Genomic DNA, 22,341 nt, shown 5'->3' with positions numbered 1-22,341 from the left:
TCAGATTGCACTTGACTTATTTGCCGAACCAAGCGTGAATCATCTGGTAGGGATTGTTATGTATCGCAAAACCGGCGTCGGGGAGCCTGAAAAAGCACCCGACGCCACATAATCGCACGCGACGCATAACACTTGCTATGTGGCGCGCCACATAACAGGTGCTTTCTCACATTTTTGAACTCATCGCCTATAAGCCCGAGATTGATGCATGCAAAGACCCGAAAGTCATACTTAGCACTCTGGGGATTGTATTCTCTGGGTCGTCCGGATGCGCAGCGATTGTTTAGAGCCTTCGCGGCGAGTGCAAGCACGAATGTCACATAACCTCGGATTACTCCAGCGTGCAGTGTGGAATTCGCAGCCCTCATCTCTATGCTGCCTCTATAGAACATAGAGGAAAGGTTCAAAACACAGTAGCGTTTATGTAGCGCGCTACATAAACGCTATTATGTTGCGGCTCGAATTATGTTGCGCCGGGCCGCGATTCGTGCGGCCCGGCACTCGATTTGCGTCACATAATAATCAGCACAGGCTCTCCAGTAGTGCCAACAATTTGTCCGTTGGTTGGTAGCGCATCTGCCCGGCTTCAACTACCCCGCACTGCTCTAATATACAACGTTTCATCTCCACGTCAGCCTCAACGTACTGATGAGTCGTGTCGAGGCTGACATGTCCCAGCCATGAACGAATCATATTCAGATCGATTCCATCCTGCAGCAGGTGCATTGCTGTAGTATGACGAAGGGTGTGAGGCGTGATCGTCTTCCTTGCCAGTATCGGCATGTTCGCAACCGCTATGGGTACGGTGCGCCGCATCAAATGTGTGACTCCGTGACGCGTGAGCCGTTTGCCGGCCATGCTGACGAAGACAGCGGCATTTGTGTTTGGCGCAATATTCATTTCCCCGCAAAGTGTGTTCAAGATATCCGAAATGTCAGATTTCATCGGCGTAACACGCTCCTTTCCGCCTTTTCCACGCAGAAGCACCTGACATGGATGATTCAAACGCAGGTCACTCGCGTTGACCCCAACAGCTTCCGATACTCGCGCGCCGGTGCGAGCCATAAAGAGCAACAGCGCATAGTCACGGCGTCCTTGTCTGCTGTTGCGGTCCGGAACGCTGAGAAGAACATCGAGTTCTTCTCGGGTAAGATATCCAAGTATCGGCTTGACCGTTCTCTTACTCGGTATTGCCAATACTCGCTGAACCACGCCCATTGCAGTTGGGTCCAAATACGCCACATACTTAAGGAACGAGCGGATTGCGGCTAGACGACTGTTGCGGGTGCGAATACAGTTGCAGCGTGTCTGTTCAAGGTAATCTAGGAAAGCAAGGACTACCTCTCGGTCGAGATTCTCAATGGTCAGCTTCTCTGGAGCCGTATGTAAACACTCGGATGCAAATACGGCAAGAAGCCGTAAACTCTCCCGGTAAGAGGCAATCGTCTCTCGGCTTGAGTGCCGTTGAGCTATCAGTCGCTGTTTGAAGTAGCTTTCGATGAGGGTTGCTAGAGTTTGAGGCTTTGCGCTCATCGAGTTGCCTCCTTGTCCGAACTTGTTTGGCTTGTTCGTGCGCGCTGGGCAGCAAGTTCCATCAGTTCGGGGATCGCCGTAATATAGTAGGCGGTATCGGTGTAATGAGCGTGGCCCATGTATGTCGCCAGCATGGGCAGCATGGCATTCACATCCTTGCCTTCTCGATACCATGCGGCCAATCTCCTGACAGCGAAGGTGTGGCGAAGATCATGGAATGTGGGGCCGTCTCCGCTGTCACCCCGCAACCCTGCACGTCGAGTAAGATCCCAGTAGGTCATCTGCAGAGTATGCTTCGAGAAGCGTCGTCCCCATTGGTGAAGAAAGAACGCCGGGCTCTGCGACTGGGGATGTGCCGCGTCGCGCAGGCGAGCATACTGATTAAGAACTGCCAGAACAGTTGAATGCACCGGCACCAGGCGGTCCTTGAAAAACTTCGTGCGCCGCACCATTATGACACCCGATTTCATGTCCACATCCGCACGGTCAAGAGCAACCACTTCGCTAATCCTCAGACCGGTTCCTGCGGCCAGACCGACCATTGCATGTAAGGCAAACCCTCTCATAGGATTCTTTGGCGCGATCCGCTTGGCAAGTTCGAGCAGGCGAACGAGTTCTTCTTCCGAATAGATATGTGCAGGCGGACGCACCCGCCGCGCATACAGAGCCTTGGGATCCAGAAGTGGTGTCTGCGGCTCGAACGTGGCAAGGAAGTCCGAGAAGTTACGTATGGTAGCATAGCGACGAGCGCATTCCTGAGCAGTAACATTCGGGTTGGCAGTGGCAAACCCAATCGCTAACTCTTGTGTAAGCAGCCCAGTGTGGCTAAGGTCATAAACGTAGCCGTCGAACTTATGTAGGATGCCTGACTGACTGGCGAACTTCAAACCGAAGCTGCGCCGCAGGTTGATGTATCTTATCAGGTATTCGGCAAAGATGCTTCGAAAGCAATAGTTGCTCATTTCACTCCTCCGGGTAGCGGCAATGCAACCTCCATCAAGTGAACGGTATCGACTTTCGTGTATATGGCCGTGGTGTCTATACAGGCGTGGCCGAGCATGTCGGCGACTCCCTTTATGGAAGAGCCTGAGTTGACCATCTTGCTCGCCAAGCTGTGGCGCAGCAGGTGAGAACCGCGATGACCGGCCCATGTCGGAATACCAAGACGCTTTACATGTCTTTGCACAATACCCGTTATGGCGGGGGATGTGGTGAACGCACTGACAGGCGCCTTGTGGCGGATAAATACGAAGGGCAAATCGGTGTGTGGGCGGCCATTGAGAATGTAGTCGGCAATGGCTTCGCCCAGCTCCTGCGACATCGGTAGAACGCGAGCGCGCAAGTTCTTGGTTTTCGGCAGGCGAATCACGCTTTCACGCCAGTCGATGTGTGAGAATTCCATCGTGCGCACGTCGTAGTTTCGCAGCCCAAGCGTGGCAAGCAAGAGCAGAATAGCCCGGTCGCGCATGCCTTCGGGCGAAGCGGCATTCACGCCGTCAATTATCTCGCGAACCTGTTCCCAAGGTAGATGGCTGGGAACCGTGGCCAGTCGCCACCGGCGTAGTGACGGCACAACACGCTCAAGATCGCGGTCAATGAGGTTTTCCCAGCGTAAGAATCCCAGGAACGAGCGTGTGTTGGTTGCAAGGTTGTGTACCCAGGACCGGCTGGAGGCGTAGTTTGCCCAAGTGGTTATATAGTCGAGTACCTCGGGGCCATCGAGAGCCGAGAATTCCAACTTCTTATGGCGCTCGATATGAAAAGCGAGGAAGCGTCGTACGGATCGTGTGTAGCCATCGCAGGTAGCAAAGCTCAGACCACGAATATCGCGTAGATAGGTGATGTAGCGCTTGATGATATCCGCGCAAGGGTCATCTACATGCGGTTTCTCGACCTCTGCTATGATGCCGGACTGTCTGAGATACCTGAGAACGTGGACGATTGCATTGGCTGCTCCGCGAAAAACTCCCATGGGCACAAGTTCCTCATCAACGAACTTCTGTCCCAGTTCCTCGCTGATTTCGCTGGCATCGGAGATCCCGCAGGTGGAAAGGAACCGACTGAACTGTCCGGCCAATCCCAGGATGTTGACTCCGGTGGTCTTCTGATAGCCGTGCCGTCGCAATTCGGCAGCCATGCCGTCCAGATACTGGACGAGCGGCCCACGACGAAGCTGGCGCAGCCGAGTGGGATCGCTAAAGTAATATTCCAACATAGAAACACCTCTTGGTTAATGTAAGCCCCGGAACCAATCCGAAGCTCCATTACCAAATACGGCAGGGTGATATATTATGTAGCGCAATCCGCAGTCGGGCCGCACGAATCGCGGCCCGGCGCAACATAATTCGAGCCGCAACATAATAGCGTTGGCTATCATAGTGCTGTGGTGAGGAATTGAATGCGCCATACCACAGCTTATTCATCTCATCGAGCGTCTTGGGGCGCTTGCAGTCTATTCTCCTTATCAGGTCAGGATCGATCCGCTTGGTATATTTAGCCAGCCTGTCCGCTCTAACACCGAGTGCCTGGATGATAAGCTCCTGCTGCTTATAGAAGATCTTCATGAGGTTGGCGAGGGTACGGCCATCGAAATGCGAACCATCTACAGTATATGGCACCCGCAGGTCTGTGTGGCCTGCGCGCCTGTTCTGCGCACGGCTCTGACAACATCCTGCAGCACAGGTATGTCCCGATATGTAAGAATAGGCGTTACTATCTCAGCTCTAAGGTTGGCAGGTGCATCGGATAGTGACGCGTCGGCAACCACTTTCCATTGTCTGCTATTTGGATCTGTTACCGTGTGAGGATCGTAGGCAGCGGGCTGACCTGTATGCTCAATGGTGCCGCCGACCACGGACTGGATCCCCTTAGCCACGGCTCCGCGCGACTTGCCGGTAGTCTCTATCTCCACTCCGAATTTCAGTTCACGAAAATCTATCACTTGATACCTCCGTATTGATCTGGTAGTGTTCATCACCAATGATGAATTACCTCGAACACGCAGGGATGTCAAGTCAATTGAGAGTGTTCAGCGAGAAACTGGTATTGACACGCGGATTATCCAGTCAGAGTGTGTTTGTTATTCTATGTATACGACTGGTCGTCTTCATGGCCGGGATCGAATGCACGGCAAAGCTGGCGGTTATCGCCCGGGAAAATATTCAGACTGAACCCTACATCCCCCGATCCGGACACATGGATAATCGCATTTGTGTAGCTGTCGGGATAGATTTGCACCAGATATATTTTGCCTCCCGGAACCTTCGGCGGATACGTGCCGGGGTCACCGAGGGTTACCCTGCTGCCGGTTTCCATTGTCAGGGTGCCGGTTATGTGATAGAACTCGAAAAGCGCTGTTATCGTGTATGACGTAGCTTTCAGGTGAGTCATTAATTTATGCTCGGAGTTGGCGTCGCACTTGCCCTGCCAGATCATGCCGTTATTCGCGGACATTACTCCATATTCCAACAAACTGACGCCATCATAGCTGTATCCGCAGTACCATTTCATCTGGTCCTGGAAGTAGCGCAGGGGCGAATATCTGGCATTGGACTCTGTTTTAGGGTAATATGTCCCATCGTGGTCATTAGATGTCCTGTGCCAGGTAAATGCAGTCGCAAGCACCTGCAGTTCAACTTCTGTGGCCTTCTCAGGGAGCGCAGCCTCAACTGCGTCTATCCTGGTCTCATGATCTGCAAGCTGGGTCTTGTCCGCCGGTGCCATAAAACCAGCGTCGGATGTGGTTGCATCTGAGTGAGCCGTGCCGCCGGAACCGATGTGTGAGTGTGGAGCAAAGTTGGCATTGGATTCGGTTTCTGTGTAATATCGGCCATCATGATCTGATGACGATTTGTGTGCGCTCAAGGCATTGGAGACAGCGGTCACGTCCGCATTATCAGCTTTTCCGGGCAGTGCAGCCTCTATTGTATCGATACGTGTCTCGTGGTCGCCAATTTGAGTCTTATCAGCAGGTGCCATAAATCCCGCAGTTGAAGTAGTTGCATTCGAGTGAGCTGTGCCGCCCGAACCGACATGGGATTTCGGAGCGAAGTTCGCATTGGACTCGGTCTCGGTAAAATACCTGCCGTCGTGATCGGATGATGATTTGTGTGTGTTCAGAGCGCTCGATAGGGCTGTCAGGTCGGTATTCTCAGCCTTGGATTCAAGATCGGCAAGCTGGGTCGGTGTCATGAAACCAGCGGATTCTGAACTTACAGCCGGGTGGCGTTCCAGTCCGGCATGACCGATGTGATCCGCCAGTATCGAAAGGATGTCGCTGCCTTGACTGGAGATGCAGACATATGGTCGAAGTTCTCCTGTGTCGACATCAAAGGTGTACACCGGCACAACTGTTCTGGACAGCGCTCCCTCTGGGAGCGGATCACCTGACGTATCGCGTGTCTGCAGCGCGGCGATCCATTTCTCTCGTTCTGCTGTCGGCTCTCCGGTGAGCGGATTCACGAGGGACGCATCTTCTGATGCCGTGACCTCTCTGCGGAACACATCCACATATATAATGTAGTCGCCGGACGCTGGAAACGACAGCGCTGCGCCAGGAACATTCACAGCGCAGCCGTCGATATAGACGATACCATCGGCAATTGTCACATCGCTGCCAGCTACAGTTCCCACCAAGCCCGAAAGGATCGTCCCCGGCGCTAGAATCTTATCGAGGAGGGCCATTCTTTCGTGAGCCGCTATGTCTTGGGCTTCGTTGAGTTCGGTATTCAAGAGGTCCCTGTCCACCCTGTAGCAGATTTTCTTGTAGTTTCTAGCCGCGTCGAATGTACTGTCGGTCATGATATTTCAATCTCCTCCTCTTCGATCCAACAAATTGTTCCTGCCGGCTGGTGCCTGGCGGCTATCTCCAGGAACTCACTATCCTCCAGTGGCTGAGTAATTCCATAAATCCCGTGGTTGTATTTTATGCCCGGCAGTTTCTGGTGATTGAGTTTCGCGTTGTAATTCAGGCGTAGAACCGAATGGTAAGTCTCGACTATTTCGCCTGCCCAGCCTAGCCTGGCAAGGTCTCGGACAAGCGCGGCTGTAGTGCCGGTGCGCCTGTATCTCTCTATGGCTTCCTGAATACTCCTGCGCTGAGGCGTCGGGCTCGTCGTCGTGTCAAACGTTGCACCGATTAAGGCAGCAAGATACGCCAGGAAATCCGGCAGACAATCGACAGGTGACGCAAGACTGGTAATGCCGTCTATGCGGGATTTCAGTTCATCAAGTGTTGGCCCTATTACTGCAAGCAGCGCCTTTAAATCCCCGGAGGTATCGCATTCCGCATATATGTCAGGCAGCATTTCCAACAATCTCTCGGCAAATGGCTTCATCACTGCACCTCCGCTATGGTGAGCGCCACGCTGCCTAGAACCGGTATCTCGCGTATTCCTGGAAGAACATCCGCGAATGGCTCACGAAGGACCACATGGCTCACACCTTGCACTCCGTCCAGAAGCACTATCAGGTCGGACAGATAAAGCTTTTGTCCGAAGTCCTGGTTATCGAAGTCGAAGTAATTTTCCAGTGCCTGTTGTGCCCGCTCACGGACTGTTTCAATAACCTCACCTGGGTATATGTAGAGATCGGCACTGACATCGACCGCAATGTAGACCGGATCGACTATACCAGCATCTATCGTCAGAAGCCGCCTCGAATCAAGATAGTCGAGGATCTGAGACTTCAAGAGAGGCGACGGCAGCCCGCCGCCCTCCGGCGCGATACAAATCCTGACGCTGTAGATCAGCAGGCCGGGATCATCATTTATGTCCTGAATCTTAGCCTTAGCCACGCCTGGGAACGCAAGACACAGAGCAATGTAGTCATCCCTTGTCACAGCTTTCCAGGTGGACTTCACGGTAGCCGGGGCCACGAGCTTTGCATGCTCCTGCGATTCCCTGTCCGCCCCACCCGTTGCCGCGATGGGGTTGTCAATTGTAAAACGCACGCTCTCGCCGCTTTGCATATATATGGTAGACAGCATCTTCGTAATCCGGTGAGGCGCGAGATTGCCGTCGGAACCAAACGTCGCCAGATACGTTACCTGTATCTGTTTTCCATTACCAGGGAAAGCTCCATTCTTGCCGTCGCCGAATATGATAGACACATTGTCCAATCCGTCTGTAGCAAGAACGTAGTGCGTATCGTCAGAACTGCTTTCGACGAAGTGTTCGACCTGTGTCCACTCAACGCCGGATACCGACACTTGAATAGAGCCGTGTGCCACATCCGTGCGGGCCAGTTTTATACTTGAGCAGGCGATACCGGTGCTTACAAACTCTTCTATCACGAGTTGACCCTGGATTGCATCCACATCACACTGAGTCTGACCAGCGGGGATGCTCACATCCTGAACGGTGATGAAGGGCACCTCGAGGGCCTCGTCCGGCGCCAGGAGCGCCGTGCCGGATGGAATCAGGATGCCGCATGTCAACGCCTGATCCAGTGTGAACTGAACTTGAGTGCTTGCAGCAATTGGTCCATGGAGCTTGTAGCTTATCAGTGAGCACAGATTTATGATGTTCTGCCGCTGCCGTGCTGTCGGAAGATAGCATTCGGCCGCCTGGGAGTCGATATAGTATGTGAGCATATCCGCGATCCCTGAGAACAACTCGAGGAGCACTACACCCAGGTCACTCGAGTTGAAGTCAGTCCAGCGTTCAGTGAGTTGAGGAATCCGAGATATAAGCTCCTCACGGATAGAATCATAATCTTTATCTACATACGGCAGTCTGCCGCGTCGGGTTGTCATACTTTACTCCAATTCGCGCCAGAAGGGGATGACCATATTTCCCTCGACCTGCGAAGATATAAGCCTGTAACTGATATTTACAATCACCAAGTGCTCATCACTGCCATCGGCTGCTACAGTAACATCGGTGACAATAATCCTCGGCTCCCATGCATACAGAGCCTCGATAACATCATGTCGAATGAGACCATACAGGAGCTGGTCATTTGGCTCGAAAACCAGTTCGTGAAGGCGAGTTCCAAAGTCAGGTCTCATAAACCGCTCGCCTTTTTTTGTACCAAGTATCTGTCGGATGCTCTCATGAATGTGAGCGTGATCTGATGATGTCGCGGTCGATATCTGTGCACCGCCGGACCGCTTCTGAAAAGTGAACGGATACTTCAGACCCTTGCCAAGAAACTCCAATGCCGGATTATTGGTCTCGCCTGTAGAACCGCCGCCGTTTGAAGTTGCAGGCCACATGACCAGAATTGATACATCGGCAGTAATCGTGAGCGGCTCTGTTACTATGAGTTCCAGATCGCAAAGAGCGGCAAAAGCGTTTGTGATCGTGAACTCAAGGTCAGCATCAATCACCACAGCGTTAGTCACGTCAACGCGCACATCCGAGTCTGTACTGTGTCCGCCTGCAACGAAAATCGAGATGTCCCCAAGAACGCCGAACTCGTCGCCTGCGGCTTCCTCAAATGTGTAGAGCACTCCAGGCTTGTGCAGCCCCGCAAATCGAAATCTGGGGGTAACAGCCCCTGCAGCAGTTTGGACAGCCGCCTTTTTGCCATTATGCGTTGCCACGCCAAATGATTCCTTTCAGCTTTATGGCTTTGCCATTGTGTATAAAGAGCTTTTGACGAACACCATACGCGCCGCGTGGGATAGAGACTTTGACAGGTTTACCGGGTTTTGCTGCCATATCGCTACTCTTTTACTGCAAGCCAACTGCTGCCGCCTGAGTTGTTGAACATCTTATAAGTAGATGTTCCAAGGTCTATGACATCCTCGGACGCTCCAGCGCCCGGCCCAATGCAGTACACCTCGATGAGTTCACCGCGCAGTTCGTTGTAATTAGACGCCTCACAAGTCACGAAGACCGGGAACATTGCAACCATGCCGTATCTATTGTCGGGGTCAGAGTTGTTTAGCTGATAATTTTGAAAGTCGCGGGCGTATGCTACGTGGGTCGATTGCCCGGCATACCCATCATATCGGTTCAGCAGAAGGCAGCCTGGCAGATTGCTGTAGCCGATAATCACGGGCTGCGGATCCTCCCCGATCTTTGCACCTGCCGAGTAACCGGCCGAAAGATTGGCTATCGTAACTGTGTTTGGATTGGAAACCAGGTCCGTTGCAGTGATCTGAACCCGCGTGATGTTGGTGTTGTCTTTTATAATATAATACTTGCCGGGCGTGAGAATCGACGCGTCATTTACCGAAACAGTGATGTCGCTTCCGACTCCTGCTGCTTCCTGTGTTACGGCAATCTGCTCCGACCAGAATCGCTTGATAAGCCCGCTGTAATGAGGGTTGTAAATTGCGCCGATCCGTGTCACGATAAACACTCTGTCGAGACTTCCAAACAACCAACAGTTGAAAGATGCAGAGTCTGACGTGACGATTCCGGTGTTCGATGCGGAATAAACGGGTTTCACTGCTGTATGACTGGCTGCGTCCCAGTAAAGCGCTCCTCGGATGGAGATCATGTTTGTGCTGGAGTCATCGATAAACTGCAGATATATATCTTCCTGTCCTGACTCTCCGGCTGAGTATGCGACGAAGTAGGGCTGCGCCTGACCCATGCCGTCGTCGTGCAGGGTCCACCCGCAAGTATTCGTTAAAAAATCCTTGAGTTTTGCAAGCAGGTCGGCGGTATTGCTCGCCGTCTGATATGAACTGTGATTTGCCAAAGTTTTTCTCCTCGATTACGCCAGGCTCATTGTCCCGGTCAGCCTGAGTTTGATGTCCGTCTTTTTCTGAGCGCTTATGCCTGCAGGGACGCTGATCCGACGCCAAAATGATATGGTTTCGTTGAAGCTTTTGTCGCTCAGAAAAATACCCCCACCCGGCACGGCTGCATCCAGTCCGGCCTGTGTCAATGCCAGTTTGCACCAGGAGGACTCGTCTGTTCCAGAGGTATCGACCGGTTCCAATAACAGGCTGGAATAATTGCATGCGCTGTAGACTATCGCATCCTGCGCATGAGCCGCTGGCTGGGTTCCGTAGAGCGCACGCTGGACCATTAATGTTGTAGTTCCTCCGCCAGAGACGACTCGCATTTCTTCCGAGTCAATCATAATCACTTCACCGTCACTAAAGCGTGGAACTGCCAGAACCATCGCTGACTGAACAGCATCCAATACTTCGGCAAGAGTTGTCTGCTCGTTTGCCACAAAAAGCTGGCGATCTTTATTATCTCCGTTCGAGCCATCGAACGTATCGGAATCGGGATTTGTCAGATCGCCCTCTGAAATCTGTTGCGAAAGCTGCGCGTCTATATATAAATGTATGGACAATCTATTATCCTTTCATGCTAACCGGCACTGGTATCCGGACTGCCGGAGGTTATTACTGCCCCGCATGCAGCCGAGTCGCCCACGCGTGCGGCTGGCTGACCTTCTATGAGGAGCCGGTCGCTGCCGGAAATAATGGGTGTTATCCCGTGCATCGGGCAAGAGTGCAAGTCACCTTTGCGCGCAGCCGGTTTCCCATTTATGAACGTGCGGCTTGCTGCGGTGATGATGACTCCATTGTGGTCAGATCCGTCGCCCAACCGCGCAATTGAACTTGTCATATCTACCTCCCGAAGTGGCTTATAATAGCACTCACTATCCCGCTGATGACTCCACCCAGCGCAATTACGACCCCGGCAGTCTTCCACAGAGTATCGCTGCTGACTTTGGTTTTGACCTCAGACTTGAGGGAGCGTATTTCTTCAGCGTGACGGGTGAGATCATCGTTGAGACCGCGAACCAGGATGTCTACCGACTCTCTATCCGACTTGGTCTCGATTCGCCGCTCGATGGCCTCCAAGCGATCCTGAATGTCACGCCGATGGTTTTCAAGGATCTCCCGAAACTCGGCACGCCATTTGTCGAATGTCTGGGCGAGTAATCGCTCGCTCTCCACCCAACCGCAGCCCGACGGACCTTTGCATTCATTCTCGTTCATGTCATTACCTCACGGGTTAATCAGGACATTACCTGCAGATATGATTGTGATATCACCAGACACGGCATCCATCGTAATGGTGCTACCAGCCTTGTCGGCGATTTGTACTCTTCGGCCAGATTCCAAGGTTATGGACTGGCCAGACGAATCTATAATTCGCACACAGGCTGTATCGTCTTTATCATCCAGCAGTATCGTGTGACCCAGCGGCGTCTTGGCAAGCACTTTCATCTTTGGGCAGTAGAACGGCGGGTGGCCGTGGAACTTGGCATGCTCCAGATTATCTGTCCGATTCGACGCATGATCCGTCATATCCCCGCAATCCGCGCACATATCCGAATCGCATAGACGTTTTGACTCATCAGGCTGCTCGCCGGGATTGCTCCCGGCAAGCCATACACCGGACCATATTGGAAATTGCGCGTCGCCGCCTTCGAACTCAGCCCATACCGATGCACCTTCTTCAGGGACGAGGAACATGCCACAGTTGTCGGTTCCGCCATAGGGAAAGCATGGCGACGCCCAGTCAGACCAGTTCTCCTCACCCACACCAAGCACTGCCGGAATTTCCAGTCTGCACCTGCCCAATCGTTCTGGATCATGATGGTCTCTGACAAATGCCCTGTACTTGCCGTACCACTTTCCGGCGTAGCGATCTTTGTGTTCCTCGTCCTCGAATGGGAGCATTGCCTATAACCTGAAGAGTTCTCGCAGAAACCGAATGATGATATTCGGCTGCGTCTTCTTAGGGTCGGCCTTGGCCACGGAATCAGTGATTGCATCCTGAGCGCCTTCGGACAATTTGACCATAGATGTAGCAACGCCAAGTTTTACGCTGCCTGCGCCGAGTTTCTCTATAATTCCAACCACCGTGTCGAGTGCGGCAGCCCGAGCTTTGCCCCAGGCCGTGAGCTTTATCACCGCCACGAGCGCGACAACAAATGTAATGAGCACATCTTTGTTTTCAACTATGAGTCTGTAAACATCGTTCATCTTTTCCGCTTCTCCAATCGTCAGCTCTTAATGATCTGGCCAGTATTTGCGTTCACTTTCACCATTTTTGGCCTCGGCTTCACCGGCTGCGGGGCAGTCGGCTGTCTGGTCTGTTTGCCTCCTTTTGCCACGGCTCGTTTGGGCTGCCTGGGTGCTGCAAGTTCATTCTTCTTGCCGCCAGAGTCAACCGATTTTGCACCGGCACCCTTGCCGAGAGCGTTTCGTTTGAGTTTTAGTTCACAGGAATAGCCGCCGCTAAAAATGTGGCGCACAGATGTGCAGTAATATACACCGGAGAATTTTCGACCGACACCGCGAACTTCTATGTTCTGCTTTGCGACCAAAGTGGGGATGCCGATTGTCACGGCGGTAGCTTCGACTTGTCTGAGTTCAGCCTCCTTGAACCGGCTCTCGGCCATATCCTGCGCCGGTTCCTGGTGCGGTTCCTCGTGGAAACTCTCGGATCGGTCGCAGCTTGGAACAATTTTGCCTGATTCCTGCTTGCGATATTTGCTGTCACCGGAATTTCCGTCCACAAGGTATGTTTTCCCGCCGAGTGATGTCCTGTCAGAAGTGCTTGTATTATTGGCAACATGCTCGATTCGGCCTTTCTTCCGAGGGTCGACTCCCACCACTTTAGTCTCCGTGCCTGCTCCTTTTACACCCTGCGATTGAGTCGACGGTTTGAACGAACGCAGCACTCCTTCACGGTCAGCGAAATACTCCAATATCAGGGCGGGCCTCTTTTCGAGGTGTCTGGGATGAAAGTGAAGTTCATTATCCTGAACATAGAAAACATAGCCTGCCGCTCCTTTCCCATCCCTATCGCGACTCTTTGCTGCCAGTTGTTTCAGGAACTGCGCGTCGGACAAACTCCCCTGTGCTACTCGCAAATGTCTGCCGATAGTCTTTGTCACTACGGGAGTCAAGCCGTGTTCACCGGCAATCTGCTCGGCGATCTCCGAAAAAAGAATACCTGGAGCAGCCTTTTGCCAGACCCGCTGAATCTGTTTGCCGGCCAGTTTATGACCCTTATCATATGCCTTAAGCTGGATTGTAGGGTCACCACCATCCGGAAAGTCGTATTCTATTTCCTTTATGACGGCGATTCTTAGGCCGGATAGATCACCGGCATAACCAAAGCGGGCAACAATCTCGTTGCCCTCCTGAAACAGTGGATCATCCACAAACTGCAGGTTTCTGTCCGTTACTGCGATCTCCATCATATCCATCTCTTCTTCGTTGTCCTCAAAGACAAAAGAGGTTATCTCGTGCGTTATGTCTTTCGAGAGCCTGTGGCCCTCGATTTCTACAAGGAATGTTGGTTGGTAAATGTCGTTGTTCATTTGCTCTGCGAAATAGGCTATAATGGTAGTGTAATTACCGAATCAAAGGAGGCTCGCCTATGCGCGGCATAAGCTACCTTATCGATGACAGCGGCAAGAAAAAAGCCGTTATGATAGACCTCGGAAACTGGGGCAAGCTTTGGGAAGACTTCCAGGACGTCATAGTCTCCGAATCTCGCAAGGATGAACCCACAATTCCCTGGGAAACGCTGAAGGCCGAGTTGGAAAACGAGAATGCCCAACAAGCCTGAATACCTGATAGTAGTTCGTGAGGCCGTGGCCAAAGAAATCCGCTCCCTTCCTTCAGATGTCAAGCAGCGTGTAATTAAGACTATCGATTCCTTGTGCTATGATCCTCGTCCGAGAGGTTCTCTCAAACTCAAAGGAGGAGGGAGCCTTTACCGCGTCCGTGTCGGCGTTTACCGCGTTGTGTATAATGTCGATGATGCCTCACGCCAGATCATAATAACCCGTGTTCGACACAGACGAGAAGTCTATGATTAGCTCAGTACTCTCATCTCCACCTGCTCAACAGAAGGTAATCTCAGCACAGTCCCTGCATCAATCGCCAACGGAAAGAAAATGTCGTTGTAATCGCAGATGACCCACCACAACTCCGCCCGTCCGTAATATCTGTGAGCAATGAGGTCGACACGGTCGCCCTCGACTACGGTGTGAAAGATATCATCCGGCTGGGCCGCTGCGTCTATACGCTCCCTGCTGCCGATATACTCATCGCTGCCGTCGACATAGAGCACGCAACCGGCATATCGGGAATCCACACCAATCATCATCGAACCTCGCTATAACTCACCGATTTGACCACAACCTCTTCCAACTGCATCTCTACCTCGGCATGCTGCGGCAGCAGGCTATTCTCGTCGAACATATATGAGTATCTGGCGCGGACGCTTCGCACAATGCAAAGCACACCGGGATACAAGTCACCCAGAAAGAACAGCACCTTATGCGGCGCGCTTTTGAGTATCGTCTTGTCGTGCTGCGGATACAAAAGTGACTGCAGCCAGGCGACTTTCTGTTTCACCGAACCTTTGAAAAACACAACAGTGAATGCAATCTTCCTTGCCTCGCCGGAAACAAACTGGTACCTCGGGTGGCTCATCCCAGGAATCTTTATCGTTGCGAAATCCGTGCTCTTCTCGTCAGTGATATCGTCCGGGTTATACTGAAACTCCAGAGACTCCCGGGTTACCACATCAACCAGATAGCCCGTTATCTTCCTCAACTCGGAACTCACGGCTTAAGTTCAGGCTTGCTCATAATTCCTGACCTTTCTATCGCGAATGTCGTTGTAAACAGCCTGAGCTATCTTTCGGCCGTCAAGATTCGTAGTCACCGAGACATCTATTGGCCTGTCACCCAAAGCATCCAACTTTGCCAGGATAGCCTGAAGTAATGGCTGCAGGTTCTGAGCGTCGTAATCCGCATTCCGACCAAAGCCGGATGTTCCACGCACGCCGGAAAGTAACGTCGCCTGCCTGGTGTTCATCGCTCCACTTTCTCTGTGAGTAACAGCCACTGGCATGTGCGATTCGGGCACAGCACCAGCAATAGACGGTGTGAGAGCCATAGTTCCAGCAATTGCCGTTGGCAGTGCAGCCGACCTTGCAAACTCAAATGCCTGCTGCAAAGCCTGCGATGGCAAACTGGATGCCTTTGAGATCCCTGAGCTGAATGCTTCCAACATCGCCGATCCACTTCTCGTAAGTGTGGAAAGAGGCCCTTCCAAAGCATCCGAGTGCGGCAGCAGTCTTCTTATTTTCGCAAGTGCCGATTTCGCAGCTTCATACGGCGCGGTGATCGCACTGCGGATTCCTGAAGCTACAGCGGTCATAATGGACCGTCCGCTTTGGAATGCGTTCGTAACCAAGCTGCGCAGACCACTGACTATATTGGCAAAAGCGCTCACGGCCGCGCCACGAATAGATATCCATGCTGTGGATGCTGAGCCGACAATGCCACCAAAGAATGTCCTGAGTGCACCCATTGTCGTTGCCGCCCCGCTTTGAATCGCCGTCCACAAAGATGATGCCACGTCCCGAACCCATAGAAATGGAGTCGTGAGAAACTGATAAATTGCGCTGCCGATGGATTTCAGGCCATCGACCACTGATATTTGACCAGTAAGTATTTGCCATACCGACCATGCAACCCGGCCGACCATCAGGAGTCCCTGCACCAGCATCCGAAGCGGCAGATAGAACTTGTAGACCACCGGCGCAGCGGCAATAAATGCACTAACAATGGTTCGACCAAGCCACACGACAGCCCGCACAACCAGGGCCACAGTCCTGATGATGAACACAAGCGGGGAAATAACGAACTTCAAAACATAGGCTGTAATCTGCACTATCACTCCGAGAATCCTGCCGAGTACGACTCCAACATTCTGGAACGACGATGCATTCACAGCAGTTCCGGCTTTTCCAAAAGCGCCAAAGACAGAAAACAGAGCCTTTCCAAGTTCGGAAAAGGCACCGATCAGGACGCGTACCGCAGGCTCAAGAATCGCGCGAACCTTGCTAAACGCCGATGAGAACGCCTGCCACAGTCCAGTAAGAAACTGCCGCACGCGGAAATAGACCTGGAAAACAGTGGTCACGAACCCCATCAATCCTTCGGCTTGAAGCTTTTGGGCAAGATCCGCAGACATCTGACCTGCACCATTCCGAAGTGAGCCGATTAGAGCCAGAACGCCTTGAAATACAAGACTTACTTTGCTCCACGTACCGAGAACCACAGTCCTGATACCGGCGAAGTTGGTCTCCCATGCACGCTTCAACAACACGATTGCAAGTACAACGGCTGCTATTACGGCAACCACCGGCCAGAACGACGCGGATATCGCCGCACAGACTCCGGCGAAAACCGGCCCTATCGCGGCAATTCCAGCCTGGACAGCCGGAAGCAGTAATCCAACTGTCCCTATCACGGATACAACACTTCCAACTGCCACCAGCAGCAGACCCAGCACGGCGCATAGTGTCAGCATTACGCGTGTCACGCCTGGAGCGGACCTCGCCAGGTTCTGAAGATACAAAATAAACATTGAAACTCCATGCATAATCGGCAGCACTACCGGCAGAAATGTGCGTCCGAGAATCTCCAGAAGATTCGTGAACTGCTGGCGTATGAGTCCGTACTGCGAACCGATATCTATATTCATTGCCTGCGCCATTTTCTCGGTCACCACGGTGCCGGATTCCATCGCCTCCTCGACAGTGTGGATATTGCTTTCGAGTTGGCCCATACCTGCCGACATCTGCAGCAGGAACCGCACAGCCTCATCGGACCCGAATGCTTTCTTGAGCTTTACCTGTGCTGCAGCCTGCGACAGGTCTGGGAACCTGGTCTTGAGTTCCTGAAGTATCGGCACAATCCCCTTGAGTGTGCCACTTGCATCTACAAAGCTGAGGCCCAGTTCGTCCCCTGCCTCGGCGACTTTCATCATAAACGCTTTGTATAGTGTTCCTGCCTCAGAACCAGGCATAGTAGTCTGAAGCTGTCCGAGTATTGCAAGCTGTTCCTGCAAAGGCACATTGGATGCTGCCGCAATCGCACCGATGTTCTTTATTGCCTCCGCCATCTGGGGGCCGGTGGTCTTGAATGATGCTACAGTCTGGGAAAGAGCACCGGAAAACATTTTCGCCCAGTCCATATCGGACATGTCGGCCATCATAGGCTTAAAGATGCCGTATGCCGTGGTGAATGTCCCGACCATCTCCTGGGTTGTGGCTTTGGTCGCTTTGGCAGTCAGCGCAGCCATTGACGCAAATATGCCTACTGCTTCATCACTCAAGTTCGACAGCGCTGACTTCACATCATATGCCGCCGATATGAACTCGGCTTTCTGAGTCCCTGACCACTTGTTAGTAAACGATTCGGCTGCATCTTCCATCGCTCTGAAATCTCTGACGCCAACGGATGCAAGTTCACCCAGAGCCTTTTGAGTTGCTGCGGTCGATGCAACAAGACCAGCGGGAAGTGCGAGCAGCGCAAGACCCGCCCCGATCATCATAGTTCCCTTTTCGATGAAGCCCATATTGCGTGTCATATTCTCACTTGCAGCTTCGACGGATGCATCCAGAGACTGCATCGATGACTGCACCCGTGCAGCATTACGGCTGAATGCATCCTTCAAGGTGACAATTATCCCCAGGCCCAGATCACCCATCATTTGCGCAGTTCCTGCCTTTCAAAATCCAACTGCTTTTCCAGAGCCTCGACAAATTCATGCCGGATACGCAATGGCAGCCCCGCGACCTGCGCGTATTCCCAGTGCAGACCGCCGTAAGCAAGGAAGAACGCATCTCTCACAACCGAACTCCTGGGAATAAAAAAGAGGGTTCAGCCTCCAGGCGACTCCGGATTCGAGCGCCACACGAATCACAGTCGCACTCAATGGATGTGTCTATACCAGCGTCTACACGAAGCATTTCAGCCCTGAGCGCACTGCGGTCGCGCATAGACATCTCGGCCAGAACCTTTTTGGATGGCGGGTTGCCGTCGACATCCAAAATACGGATAAGCATAGCAGCAGTAATAGATGGCTCCTGCATTTGAGACAGGCGCTTTTCTTTATGGCCATCGAGATAGCAGAAACGCACCTTTGCTCCAGACGACGGGAGTGTGAACACAAACTCTCTCTCGTCCGGATAAGGATTGACGGTCAAATCGTCCAGATTGACCACAGCCCGATTCTTTGCGCGGCACGCAGGATTGGGACAAGTGAGTTCCAGCTCGACTTCGTCGCCGAGTGATATCTGCCGGAGCTTCACCAACACGAACAGCCTGTCGCCCGAGAGCATATCCAGCACCTGTTTGGTCGAAACGTCGTCACTTTCACCGATGCGTAATATACAATTAGCAAGTACCTGGTTTACGGCGTCACCGGATCGAATGAGCTTTTGGTTCGTCAGTAGTTCTTCTTCGACGCCGGTCATCTCTCGAATATCAATATCTGACCTGCTTGGTATAGTAAATGTATACATATCGCTAACTCCAATATTGATAGGTTATGCTGATCTTCTCGATAGTGTTGTCAGAACTGCCGCCCTCGAGTTCGTCATATTCGAGAGTCTTAATCCACGCACCATGCAGAGTCCAGCGGCGGGTCTCGTTTCCGGACCGGTCGTAGCGAACGATGTCGATATCCCTCATATACTGATCCGGCAGCGCACCGGTATTGAGGTTCACATTGGTCTGAAGCTTCACCCAGTCGCGCGCAGCTTCGTCTGAGCCGTTTGCAAGCACGCCCTTTTCGAGGGTAATATCGTCGAACTTCACTCGGCCCGCGACTTTCTGGTCGAACATCGAGCCAGCGGGTGAAAATGCAACTTCCTCGAACTCAGTCTTGGGTTCCTGGCCTTTTCGAAAAAGAGCGACATCAAAGCCGTTTATCTCAATTGCAAACTGCCAGTTCTGGTAAAGGCTTTGAGGCATAGTCACATCCACTAGAGCACCTCCGTGAAGTTCGCGCCGGTGGCGGTAAGAACGAAACTGAGTTCCACGAACTCGGCAGTCCTGGTTGGCTTCACAAATATCCGGCAGACCAGTTGGTTCTGGTCAATCATCGCGGCAGTGTTGGTCTCACCATCGCACTGAACACGAAAATCGTAGAATCCACCCCTGCTCTTGATATTCTGCAGGAATGGAGTAATGAACCTGACCAGCGCCCGCCACGTGAAGGAGTTGTTGGGTTCAAAGACTACGAATCGTGCAGACTGCGAGATAGCCTCTTCGATATACATCATCAGGCGGCGAACGTTGATACGATCTGTTGCCGACGATTGAGACTGCAGAGTCTTTTGTCCCCAGATGTCGATTCCGGTATCTGGGAAGGATGCTATGACATTGATTCCCTCTGGATACAGCACGTCGCGTTCGGCACGGCTGGTGTTATACGAGAGAGAAACCACTCCATATATCCGGCCACGGTCTATTCCAGCCGGTGCATTCCATACGTCGCTCTTTTGGTCAGAGCGGGCGATGCATCCTGCGACAGCGCCGGTCGGAGGTATGACCTTACTCTTACTTGTGAGTGGGTCAGTTATTTCCAGCCAGGGATAATAAAGCGCGGCGTACGAAGAGTCGAACGCCGCGTGAGTGTAAGTTCCCTCGCCCTTGCGAAACTCCACTGCTTCGGCAGGTTCGAGATGTATTGGAGTTTCTGCTATAAACAGCAGGTCTTTTCTAGACTCGGCGTAGGAGATTCCACCTGCTATCACAGGTGCGGTTGTGACACCGGGGATTGCCAGAATATTGAGAGCATCTATTTCATCAAAAGCATAGACCCCGGTATGCCTGGACGATTCACCGATGTAGTCGGTATCGCTGATACCAGTGAGACCGTCATCACCACCAGTAAGAACTGACGAGCCTACCGCAGGACGATCCATCGCGCCATTGGATGCCGGTGCAAGGTCCTCCACAGTGATGTAATCGGAGCGTTCATTCACGATAAGTTCAATGTGATTGGACTTTGACTCATCCACGCCAAGGTTTCTGAACATTTCGACAGCCTCGCCCTTGTATCGAACTATGATGTCGAACTCTGCGGCTGGGTCGACCGTTCCATCCAGAACCTCGATGCTTATATCATCGCCCCAGGCACCCTCGTTTATCGCACTGATTGTCAGAGTATCCTGTGAATCCTGTCCGCCAGTGAGATTGGAGACGGCGGCCGGGGTAACAATCCCACTATCTGTCGACACCGCTCCAGCCAGAGCCGAAGCGCCGATATGTTCGGTGACAGCCGTGATTACGTCTGCGGCTGTGCTTGTAACATCCCCGGAACTATCCGTGGCAAGATGAACTGTGATTGCCTGGCCGGTTACCTCGACCGAAAGCGGTGTATCATTGCCGGTTGCGACCAGCGCAATGGTTATGTTGTTCCCCGCTGCGCCAGCCGTTTTCGCAGTCCAGACAATTCTGTCAATTCCGAGTGCGCCGGTAGAAAGTGTTCCGGCGACGGATCGTCTATTCTTGAGCGTGACCAACGACTTCTTCGCAGCCAGACTGCCGCTCTCGTAATGAGCCACACGGTTCACGTAAAGAACCTGCCCACCGTTATCGAAGAAGAGCCGCGCAGCATAGGCGAGGTATCCATCCTGAATGTATGAACCAAAGCTGCGCACGAACTGCTCCCAACTTGTGACCAGTATAGGCTGGTTGATGGGACCTTTCTGAGCGATACCGACCATCCCACACGAGGATGTCGAGATTTGCTTCACGTAGAAGCTGAAATCCGTTTCCCGAGTGTAAACCCCGGGTGAAAGGTATGATGTCATCGTTCCCTCCGCTTTCTGGGCTTGGCCTGGTCGACCATTGGTTCAGCTATGTGTTCGTTATTCGCCGTTTCCACGCGTGGATCGGGTTGTGTTCTTACAGGGACATCAGAAATCGACACGAACCCACGCTCCGCAGCCATGCGTATCTCGTCCGAAAACTGTTCGGCTGCGATAGCCTTTATCTCCCGCGATCTCAAATGAATGCCACCGGCGTCACCAGCCAGATGAAGCGCAAGAGGCTGGAATGTCAGGTTACGTATTTCAATCACTGTTCGTCCTCCATTGGAATAGTCTCTATCGTGACTTCGGCCACGAGCTTGCCGGACTGGACGCGGCTGTCATACACAGGGAAGTCCTCGATCCGGCACCTACCCGATGCCTGCCGCAGGTTCGACAGGTTTACTCGCTTGAGACCGCCAAGCGCAGTAAGCTCTGTCAGGTTCACAGTCCAGTGATCCCCAACTGAAAGTAATGGATGAAGCTGATAGAACCTGGCAATCTTCTCAGTCAGATCCAACAGCTCGCTTTCCCTGGCCGTCGTAACGATAATGTCAAAGTCGAGATGATATAACCTCGGATACCTGCACTGCTCAAAGGTCAGGTCCGTTTCATTGCGATTGACCAACGACGTTTGTGTTCGACGGTCGCTGTCTTCTGTAAGTGTCGGACCCTGCAATACCACGCTGGGTGTCTTTGTCACCTCGAACATATCATCAGCGGAGATCAGCACCACGCTGGGGTCGACCTCTGACTTTGCGAGCCGAATGAGCGCTTCCACCACTTCGCGCAGAATATCCACTATTGAGCCTTTACTGCGTATCCGAGTATCATCGATTCACCTTCGAGCAGTGTTCGACCTACTTCCAAAACCAAAGAACCACTACTGTATGTAGGAGTGATCGACTGGCCGTCTACTACCGCACTGCCAGCCACAAAATCAAAAAGAGCGGGGATAGCCACCTTGTATCTCGTGACATTCACAGGCTGCACTATGTTTATGGTCGCGCTATCCGAAGATGTCTGTGCGGCTCCATATTCGTCTTCCCACTCGATTTGGGCATTAATGGTGACAGGTTCGCGCGGGGTGAGGATGTTCTTCAGGTTCACGCTCATCGCGATAACCTCGCCGCGCTTTACGACCACCGGTGCCGATGTAGTCCGTACCTGCAGCGAATCTGCTTGCCCGATCCCGGTCAATGTAATGATCAGGATTATTGAGAGTATGTATTTCATTGCTTAATCT

General features: G+C 52.5%; 28 protein-coding genes and 1 pseudogene. 2 read left to right on the top strand and 27 right to left on the bottom strand.

The features are described 5' to 3' along the window. Positions 1–56 precede the first annotated feature (56 nt). The 17 genes and pseudogenes from ABFD83_14600 to ABFD83_14520 form a co-directional block, all read right to left on the bottom strand. Positions 57–413: pseudogene (locus tag ABFD83_14600) on the bottom strand (hypothetical protein). A 109-nt stretch (positions 414–522) separates the two neighbouring features. Next, the gene (locus ABFD83_14595) at positions 523–1,533 is read right to left on the bottom strand and encodes a tyrosine-type recombinase/integrase (protein MEN6358299.1); all 1,011 of its coding nucleotides are present in this window, start codon (positions 1,531–1,533) and stop codon (positions 523–525) included. Further along, on the bottom strand, positions 1,530–2,495 hold the full coding sequence (locus tag ABFD83_14590) for a tyrosine-type recombinase/integrase (GenBank protein ID MEN6358298.1): 966 nt from the start codon (positions 2,493–2,495) through the stop codon (positions 1,530–1,532). Before ABFD83_14590 ends, ABFD83_14595 begins: the two co-directional genes overlap by 4 nt. Further along, entirely contained in the window at positions 2,492–3,748 is a 1,257-nt protein-coding gene (locus ABFD83_14585; protein ID MEN6358297.1) for a tyrosine-type recombinase/integrase, read from the bottom strand. Before ABFD83_14585 ends, ABFD83_14590 begins: the two co-directional genes overlap by 4 nt. Before the next feature lie 49 nt (positions 3,749–3,797). Beyond that, the gene (locus ABFD83_14580; GenBank protein MEN6358296.1) at positions 3,798–4,151 is read right to left on the bottom strand and encodes an amidoligase family protein; all 354 of its coding nucleotides are present in this window, start codon (positions 4,149–4,151) and stop codon (positions 3,798–3,800) included. After that, a complete protein-coding gene (locus ABFD83_14575) occupies positions 4,136–4,474 on the bottom strand; it encodes an amidoligase family protein (GenBank protein MEN6358295.1) in 339 nt (112 codons plus the stop codon). Before ABFD83_14575 ends, ABFD83_14580 begins: the two co-directional genes overlap by 16 nt. A gap of 143 nt (positions 4,475–4,617) precedes the next feature. Next, entirely contained in the window at positions 4,618–6,333 is a 1,716-nt protein-coding gene (locus ABFD83_14570) for a DUF4815 domain-containing protein (protein MEN6358294.1), read from the bottom strand. Beyond that, on the bottom strand, positions 6,330–6,869 hold the full coding sequence (locus ABFD83_14565; protein MEN6358293.1) for a phage tail protein: 540 nt from the start codon (positions 6,867–6,869) through the stop codon (positions 6,330–6,332). Before ABFD83_14565 ends, ABFD83_14570 begins: the two co-directional genes overlap by 4 nt. Beyond that, a complete protein-coding gene (locus ABFD83_14560) occupies positions 6,869–8,287 on the bottom strand; it encodes a baseplate J/gp47 family protein (GenBank protein ID MEN6358292.1) in 1,419 nt (472 codons plus the stop codon). The genes ABFD83_14565 and ABFD83_14560 overlap by 1 nt, the downstream gene beginning before the upstream one ends. 3 nt (positions 8,288–8,290) lie before the next feature. Beyond that, a complete protein-coding gene (locus tag ABFD83_14555) occupies positions 8,291–9,079 on the bottom strand; it encodes a GPW/gp25 family protein (GenBank protein ID MEN6358291.1) in 789 nt (262 codons plus the stop codon). Positions 9,080–9,201: 122 nt separating this feature from the next. Then, positions 9,202–10,188, bottom strand: coding sequence for a hypothetical protein (locus ABFD83_14550; protein MEN6358290.1), 987 nt, complete (start codon positions 10,186–10,188; stop codon positions 9,202–9,204). Between the two features lie 15 nt (positions 10,189–10,203). After that, the gene (locus tag ABFD83_14545; protein ID MEN6358289.1) at positions 10,204–10,794 is read right to left on the bottom strand and encodes a hypothetical protein; all 591 of its coding nucleotides are present in this window, start codon (positions 10,792–10,794) and stop codon (positions 10,204–10,206) included. Between the two features lie 17 nt (positions 10,795–10,811). Continuing rightward, the gene (locus tag ABFD83_14540; protein MEN6358288.1) at positions 10,812–11,072 is read right to left on the bottom strand and encodes a PAAR domain-containing protein; all 261 of its coding nucleotides are present in this window, start codon (positions 11,070–11,072) and stop codon (positions 10,812–10,814) included. Positions 11,073–11,074: 2 nt separating this feature from the next. Continuing rightward, positions 11,075–11,449, bottom strand: a complete 375-nt coding sequence (locus ABFD83_14535) for a hypothetical protein (protein MEN6358287.1) — start codon at positions 11,447–11,449, stop codon at positions 11,075–11,077. A gap of 9 nt (positions 11,450–11,458) precedes the next feature. After that, positions 11,459–12,136: a phage baseplate assembly protein V gene (locus tag ABFD83_14530; GenBank protein ID MEN6358286.1), complete on the bottom strand. Its 678-nt coding sequence runs from the start codon at positions 12,134–12,136 to the stop codon at positions 11,459–11,461. Between the two features lie 3 nt (positions 12,137–12,139). Then, on the bottom strand, positions 12,140–12,442 hold the full coding sequence (locus ABFD83_14525) for a hypothetical protein (protein MEN6358285.1): 303 nt from the start codon (positions 12,440–12,442) through the stop codon (positions 12,140–12,142). Between the two features lie 20 nt (positions 12,443–12,462). Next, entirely contained in the window at positions 12,463–13,788 is a 1,326-nt protein-coding gene (locus tag ABFD83_14520; GenBank protein ID MEN6358284.1) for a hypothetical protein, read from the bottom strand. 59 nt (positions 13,789–13,847) lie between these two features. Between ABFD83_14520 and ABFD83_14515 the strand changes: the two genes are divergently transcribed. After that, positions 13,848–14,039 (top strand): hypothetical protein, encoded by a 192-nt coding sequence (locus ABFD83_14515; protein ID MEN6358283.1) that lies wholly within the window; start codon positions 13,848–13,850, stop codon positions 14,037–14,039. Further along, positions 14,023–14,292 carry a type II toxin-antitoxin system RelE/ParE family toxin gene (locus ABFD83_14510; protein MEN6358282.1) on the top strand — a complete coding sequence of 90 codons (270 nt, stop codon included), beginning with the start codon at positions 14,023–14,025 and terminating at the stop codon, positions 14,290–14,292. Before ABFD83_14515 ends, ABFD83_14510 begins: the two co-directional genes overlap by 17 nt. Here the strand turns inward: ABFD83_14510 and ABFD83_14505 are convergent. From ABFD83_14505 to ABFD83_14460, 10 genes are read right to left on the bottom strand one after another with little or no spacing between them, the layout of a single operon-like run. Beyond that, entirely contained in the window at positions 14,289–14,582 is a 294-nt protein-coding gene (locus ABFD83_14505) for a hypothetical protein (protein ID MEN6358281.1), read from the bottom strand. The genes ABFD83_14510 and ABFD83_14505 overlap by 4 nt on opposite strands. Continuing rightward, positions 14,579–15,034, bottom strand: a complete 456-nt coding sequence (locus tag ABFD83_14500) for a hypothetical protein (protein MEN6358280.1) — start codon at positions 15,032–15,034, stop codon at positions 14,579–14,581. Before ABFD83_14500 ends, ABFD83_14505 begins: the two co-directional genes overlap by 4 nt. Before the next feature lie 21 nt (positions 15,035–15,055). After that, positions 15,056–17,986: a phage tail tape measure protein gene (locus ABFD83_14495; GenBank protein ID MEN6358279.1), complete on the bottom strand. Its 2,931-nt coding sequence runs from the start codon at positions 17,984–17,986 to the stop codon at positions 15,056–15,058. Further along, positions 17,983–18,126, bottom strand: a complete 144-nt coding sequence (locus ABFD83_14490) for a hypothetical protein (protein MEN6358278.1) — start codon at positions 18,124–18,126, stop codon at positions 17,983–17,985. The genes ABFD83_14495 and ABFD83_14490 overlap by 4 nt, the downstream gene beginning before the upstream one ends. Then, positions 18,123–18,800 (bottom strand): hypothetical protein, encoded by a 678-nt coding sequence (locus ABFD83_14485; protein ID MEN6358277.1) that lies wholly within the window; start codon positions 18,798–18,800, stop codon positions 18,123–18,125. The genes ABFD83_14490 and ABFD83_14485 overlap by 4 nt, the downstream gene beginning before the upstream one ends. A gap of 4 nt (positions 18,801–18,804) precedes the next feature. After that, positions 18,805–19,263, bottom strand: coding sequence for a phage tail protein (locus ABFD83_14480; protein ID MEN6358276.1), 459 nt, complete (start codon positions 19,261–19,263; stop codon positions 18,805–18,807). Further along, complete coding sequence (locus ABFD83_14475; protein ID MEN6358275.1) at positions 19,263–21,098, bottom strand: phage tail sheath C-terminal domain-containing protein; 1,836 nt, start codon at positions 21,096–21,098, stop codon at positions 19,263–19,265. The genes ABFD83_14480 and ABFD83_14475 overlap by 1 nt, the downstream gene beginning before the upstream one ends. Further along, entirely contained in the window at positions 21,095–21,367 is a 273-nt protein-coding gene (locus ABFD83_14470) for a hypothetical protein (protein ID MEN6358274.1), read from the bottom strand. The genes ABFD83_14475 and ABFD83_14470 overlap by 4 nt, the downstream gene beginning before the upstream one ends. Further along, the gene (locus ABFD83_14465) at positions 21,364–21,897 is read right to left on the bottom strand and encodes a hypothetical protein (protein MEN6358273.1); all 534 of its coding nucleotides are present in this window, start codon (positions 21,895–21,897) and stop codon (positions 21,364–21,366) included. Before ABFD83_14465 ends, ABFD83_14470 begins: the two co-directional genes overlap by 4 nt. After that, entirely contained in the window at positions 21,897–22,331 is a 435-nt protein-coding gene (locus ABFD83_14460) for a hypothetical protein (protein MEN6358272.1), read from the bottom strand. The genes ABFD83_14465 and ABFD83_14460 overlap by 1 nt, the downstream gene beginning before the upstream one ends. Between the last annotated feature and the right edge of the window lie 10 nt (positions 22,332–22,341).

Source organism: Armatimonadota bacterium (genome assembly GCA_039679645.1).
Lineage (GTDB): Bacteria > Armatimonadota > UBA5829 > UBA5829 > UBA5829 > UBA5829.
This window is presented reverse-complemented; position numbering and strand designations above follow the sequence as displayed.